Source organism: Nitrospira sp. BLG_2 (assembly GCF_049222245.1).
Window position 1 is genome coordinate 1 of record NZ_JBLYIG010000194.1, and the last position, 4,651, is coordinate 4,651.

Annotated in this window: 5 protein-coding genes; 4 read left to right on the forward strand and 1 reads right to left on the reverse strand. The window is 58.4% G+C overall.

The features are described 5' to 3' along the window. Positions 1-307: 307 nt before the first annotated feature. The gene (locus tag ACOSYY_RS05340; RefSeq protein WP_421661232.1) at positions 308-529 is read right to left on the reverse strand and encodes a KTSC domain-containing protein; all 222 of its coding nucleotides are present in this window, start codon (positions 527-529) and stop codon (positions 308-310) included. Positions 530-664: 135 nt separating this feature from the next. Between ACOSYY_RS05340 and ACOSYY_RS05345 the strand changes: the two genes are divergently transcribed. The 4 genes from ACOSYY_RS05345 to ACOSYY_RS05360 form a co-directional block, all read left to right on the forward strand. After that, positions 665-2,317, forward strand: coding sequence for a flavin monoamine oxidase family protein (locus tag ACOSYY_RS05345; RefSeq protein WP_421661233.1), 1,653 nt, complete (start codon positions 665-667; stop codon positions 2,315-2,317). A gap of 67 nt (positions 2,318-2,384) precedes the next feature. Further along, positions 2,385-3,128: a 5-oxoprolinase subunit PxpB gene (gene pxpB / locus ACOSYY_RS05350; RefSeq protein WP_421661234.1), complete on the forward strand. Its 744-nt coding sequence runs from the start codon at positions 2,385-2,387 to the stop codon at positions 3,126-3,128. Then, positions 3,115-3,876, forward strand: a complete 762-nt coding sequence (locus tag ACOSYY_RS05355) for a LamB/YcsF family protein (protein ID WP_421661235.1) — start codon at positions 3,115-3,117, stop codon at positions 3,874-3,876. Before pxpB ends, ACOSYY_RS05355 begins: the two co-directional genes overlap by 14 nt. Further along, positions 3,876-4,651: 5-oxoprolinase subunit C family protein (locus ACOSYY_RS05360; RefSeq protein WP_421661236.1), on the forward strand; the 776-nt coding region annotated here is incomplete at its 3' end. The genes ACOSYY_RS05355 and ACOSYY_RS05360, both read left to right, overlap by 1 nt.

The following is a 4,651-nucleotide window of genomic DNA, read 5'->3' on the forward strand; positions in this document are numbered from 1 at the left end:
CTGACCCATGATGCGAGTTTGAAACCGTATGGGCCGGTCTGTCAGGTGGTCTCATAGCCGAACCACGCAGTCATCTCTCCGGTCGGGAGTCACGTGGCATGCGGAATCCGCTCCATCGCGTATCAGCGTGATGACGCCATCGCAAGAAGGACGCACGATGCGCACACATCGCCAGTCCCGTGACAAGCAAATCAGAAAGTCCCGACATTCGCTGAGGCTTGTCATGCATGCCTCGCAGTCTTAAGGGCCATGACTTTGTCTCACGCCAAAAGCAGGGCAGGCCTACATCGCAACCTACCAGAGATCATCACGATGCAGCTTTGAGTTTTCGATAGCCGTAATAGGGCTTAATTCGCTTGTTTACAAACCAACCGATGGAATGCGCTTGAAACAACTCCACAACGTCACTGACAGGCACGTCATGGTATTCGTAGATGTCTCCATCGACAAACTGCACGTAGAGGACTTTTCGCTCCTCGTCATACCCGACCGCGCGAACTCCGGAGGAATGGACCGGAATCAATCTCATATGTCGCCTCCACACTCCATTTCACCATCCACAAGGTCGGCATGCAAACGAGAGGACGCTCATGCCTCTTTTCGCCTGCCTTTCTATCCTGTACGATACCGCTCCCTGGCCGTTCCCGAATTGTGAAGCATGCTGATGGGTCGAACCGCCGCGTTCCGTTCGTTTGCCCGAATGATGACCGCCGCATTGCTCGCGGCCGGTCGGAATTGTTCGGCTACTCATGCACTCGACATCCTTCAAGCGTCGACCTCACACCGGACTCGCGGTGCGCTGTCCCGACGGGACTTTCTGCTCAGAGCCGGAGCCACTGGAGCGGCGCTCGCTTTTAGTGCGATCCCCGGTTTTCCGCATCGAGCCGCTGCCGCCAAACCGGTACCCTCCTCACTCTCGGTCGGCATTGTCGGCGCCGGACTCGCCGGATTGGCTTGCGCCGATACGCTCACGGCACGAGGCATTCGAGCCTCCATCTATGAGGCGGCTACGCGAGCCGGCGGCCGCTGCTGGTCGTTGCGTGGGTTTTTCTCCGGACAAGTAGCGGAACGAGGCGGCGAACTGATCGATACTTCCCATAAGACTCTATTGGGGTATGCCGAACGATTCGGCCTTGCTCTCGAAGACGACCATGATCAACCCGGGGAGATTGTCTATCATTTCCTCGGGCAGCGGTATTCCGCATGCTCGATCATGGCCGAGTTCCGCGATTTCTTGTCGATCGCGCGGAGCGACCTGAATCGACTGTCTCCAAAAGTCTCGGCCCTCTCTCATGCCCCGGACGATGCCGCGCTGGATCGGACGAGTCTGCTGGCCTATTTGGAAGGACACAACGGAGCCGGCGTCCCTGCCGGTCCCTTGGCCAAGGCCGCCATCATCGCGGCCTATGAGGCTGAATATGGTCTGGCCGCGGCCGAACAGAGCTGTCTGAATTTCCTCCTATTCATTCACTCCGACCCCCGTTCGACACTCACTCCCTTCAGCGTCTTCAGCGACGAACGCTACCATCTGGCGGACGGCAATGATCGTATCGTCGAAGGATTGACGCGAAAACTCGCCGGCCAGCTCTCCTATGAGAGCAGGCTGGCGCGAGTTCGCCGTCTCAGCGACGGGCGCATCGAGCTGACGCTCCAAACCGGTGGCCGGACAACCGTCAAAACACACGACGTCACGGTGCTCGCCGTCCCCTTCACGGCCCTGCGTGAGGTCGAGCTCGACGCGAGTCTTGCAATTCCCTTGAATCAACTGGCGGCTATTCGGACACTCGGCTACGGCACCAATGCCAAGCTGATGATCGGCTTTTCCGGCAGACCATGGCGGGCTGCAGGATGCAATGGGACGATTTATGCCGATCTCGGGAGCGTGCAGACGGCGTGGGAAACCAATCCTTCACGAGGCACGGAGACGAGAGGCGTACTGATCAACTACTCCAGCGGCGCACAGGGTGCCGCCCTGAATCCACACGCGGTTCAAACGGATGCCAAACGGATTTTGAGCGACCTGAATGTCATCTATCCGGGCATACTCGACGCCGCTACGGTCGTACAGGGTCAGTATCTCGCCCATCTGGAACATTGGCCGTCGAATCCCCTTACGAAAGGCAGCTATACCTGTTATCGCCCCGGCCAATTTACGACGATTGCCGGCCTGGAAGGGAGGCCGGTGGACAATCTGTTCTTCGCCGGTGAGCACACGAACTCGTTCTACGAATGGCAGGGCTTCATGGAAGGAGCGGCTCTCTCCGGCATCTCGGCAGCCCGATCGATTCTGACCACAGCTAAGATACGTTGGCGCTGAGCTAATCGAAGGACGATCCTGGAGGTTTTGAAATATACTCAGACCATGCAACAGTTGCGGTTGACGCATGCCTGCTTCCAATCGAACCAGAAGCCCGAATCACAATTTGAAAGCGACGCTCCGCATCGTGCCGCTCTGCGACTCGGCAATCGCGATCGAATTCGAGAACGAGATCGATCCGGAGATCAACGCGCGCGTGGTCGCATATGCAAGACACGTCGCTTACAAGGGTTGGAGCGGCATTCTCGATATCGTGCCGACCTACCGATCGATCACCATCCACTTCGATCCATTCCAGTGGGATTTCGCCGTCTTGATCGACAGACTGGAAGGGCTGTCCCGGCATACGGTGGCTGAACCCGAATCACAAGCGGTCCTGCATGAGATTCCTGTTTTGTACGGTGACGAATGGGGACCCGACTTGGAGGATGTCGCAACCTTCGCCAATCTCTTGCCCGCGCAAGCTGTTGCCTTGCACGCATCGATCCGCTATCGCGTCTATATGCTCGGATTCAGTCCCGGTTTTCCCTATCTGGGACTTCTCCACAAAGCTCTTGCCATGCCTCGGCTCTCCACACCTCGCATGAAGGTCCCGGCGGGATCGGTGGGAATTGCCGACCGCCAGACAGGCATTTACCCTTCCGCAACTCCGGGCGGCTGGCGGCTGATCGGCCGAACCCCCACAATTCTCTCTCGCAGGACCGGTCCGACTCCTTTTCTGCTGAAGCCGGGCGACCTCGTTCAATTCAGACCGATCGACAGAAATGAGTTCGATCGTCTAAGCCGTGAGGCACCGGATGAGAACCATTGATCTAAACAGCGACATGGGTGAATACGAGAGCCAGGAGTTGCTGGCTCGGGAAGCCCACCTCATGCCGCTGATCACATCGGTCAATATCGCGTGCGGCGGGCACGCAGGCAATCCCGGTCTCATGCGGCGGACCGCAACACTCGCCGCGCATCATGGAACCGCAATCGGCGCACATCCGGGATTTCCCAATACAGGCGATTTCGGGCGTCACGACCGCCATGCCTCCCCATCAGAAGTCGAATCGTTAGTGACCATGCAAGTGCGAACGCTGATCGCTGTGCTGGCGTCGGAACATCTGACGTTGGCCCACGTGAAACTTCATGGCGCGTTCTATAATTTGGCGGCCCGAGATCACACCGTGGCCGATGCGGTAGCCCGAGCTGTCTCATCGCTGGACCGATCCCTCCTCCTCTTCGCCCCCGCGAGGTCCATCCTCGTGGACCATGGGAGATCCGCCGGTTTGACCGTCGTTCGGGAAGCCTTTGCCGATCGAGCATACCGGTCAGACGGGACATTAGTGCCACGCTCCCGACCCGGTGCTCTCCTAGAGACTGAACCGCAAGTTCGCCGGCAACTGCGTGAAATCCTCAAGGGTTACGTTACAAGCGCCGATGGGCAGAGAGTGCTCCTGCATGCCGATAGTGTGTGCGTTCACACGGACACGCCGCACTCCGTTGCGTTCGTCCGGCTCGTTCGGAACGAGATCGAGTCGGCCGGGATACGTATCGCGAGGGCACAGGCCGCGTGATGGATCGACAACCGGCCCGCATCATCGTGGTCAAGGGCGGATGGCTGACCACGGTGCAAGACTTGGGACGCTACGGCTACCAGCAATATGGAGTTCCCGTCGCCGGAGCGATGGACCGCTTCTCCGCCATTGTCGCGAATCGATTGGCGGGTAACTCCGATCATGAAGCCGTGCTGGAACTCACCATGAAAGGACCTGAACTCCAATTTGAACAAGATGCAATCATTGCCATCACCGGCGCCGACCTCGCCCCGACCATCAATGATCGCAACGCGCCCATGTGGGAATGTATCGCCATTCCACATGGAAGCCGGTTGAGCTTCGGAACTCGGCGTGCCGGATCTCGTGCCTACCTCGCCGTCACCGGCGGGATTGATGTCCCGCCGGCACTGGGCAGCCGCTCCACCAACTGTGCAAGCAACACCGGCGGATTCCAAGGACGGCCATTGAAACCGGAAGACATCCTGCCTATCGGACCGCCAAACAAATCGGCACCTCGCTTGATCGGCAAGCGACTTCCCGACCGATTACTCCCTCGCTACGAACGGTCCGTAACCCTTCGCATCATTCCTGGTCCGCAACAAGACTTCTTCTTGAAAATGTCACTCGCCACGTTGATGGAAAGCGCCTATACCGTCTCCCCTCAGTCCGATCGCATGGGGTATCGGTTGACTGGACGTAAGATTGTTCGAAAGAAATCGGCGCAGTTCATCTCAGACGGCACCGTGATGGGGGCGCTACAAGTACCGATGGACGGGCAGCCTATTCTCCTGAT

Bases quoted from the DNA above. Each gene is read 5' to 3' on its own strand.
- ACOSYY_RS05340 (WP_421661232.1), bottom strand. From the start codon at position 529: ATGAGATTGATTCCGGTCCATTCCTCCGGAGTTCGCGCGGTCGGGTAT.
- ACOSYY_RS05345 (WP_421661233.1), top strand. From the start codon at position 665: ATGGGTCGAACCGCCGCGTTCCGTTCGTTTGCCCGAATGATGACCGCC.
- pxpB (WP_421661234.1), top strand. From the start codon at position 2,385: ATGCCTGCTTCCAATCGAACCAGAAGCCCGAATCACAATTTGAAAGCG.
- ACOSYY_RS05355 (WP_421661235.1), top strand. From the start codon at position 3,115: ATGAGAACCATTGATCTAAACAGCGACATGGGTGAATACGAGAGCCAG.